Raw genomic sequence first — 498 nt, forward strand, 5'->3', positions numbered from 1 at the left:
TCCTTCTCGTAGAAAAAATGCAGATGGAAGTTATGCAGTTAGAGCTGAAGGTAAATTCTATGGTGATGATATGTTTCTAGGTGTCAAAGGTTTAGGAACAAGAATAGCCAATAAACTAGGCATACATTATCATGTCACTCTTGCGCATAAAGACCTATCATTAGGTACTACAATCATACTAGATGAGATGGCTACTTTGGCTAGAGTCAAATACAGTAATGGATCAAATAATGAAAAATTCATTTTTGTTGATACATCTGATGAAGTGAGTGTAATGCCTGTGTCTGAATCTAAGTCTACATTTGTTTGGACTAAAGATGATTTAGGCAAGTCAGTTCTTCAAAATGTATTATCTGAGGTAGGAAATCAACCATGGGTTGGATATGTGTATTATGCGGAGAACGCATCAAAATTTACTCGAACTGTAGCGAAAGTTGGAGGGCCTGTTTCAATAGGTTTCTTACTTAACGATATGCAAAATGATTACCAAATGTACAG

The 498-nt window shown here is 35.7% G+C and carries 1 protein-coding gene; it reads left to right on the forward strand.

The window, feature by feature from the left end; genetic code table 11:
- Nucleotides 1-498, forward strand: a 498-nt coding sequence (locus EO120_RS09215; protein ID WP_164725746.1) for a hypothetical protein, incomplete at both ends; no start/stop codon positions are given.

The sequence above is a fragment of the Veillonella caviae genome (assembly GCF_003992125.1).
Lineage (GTDB): Bacteria > Bacillota > Negativicutes > Veillonellales > Veillonellaceae > Veillonella > Veillonella caviae.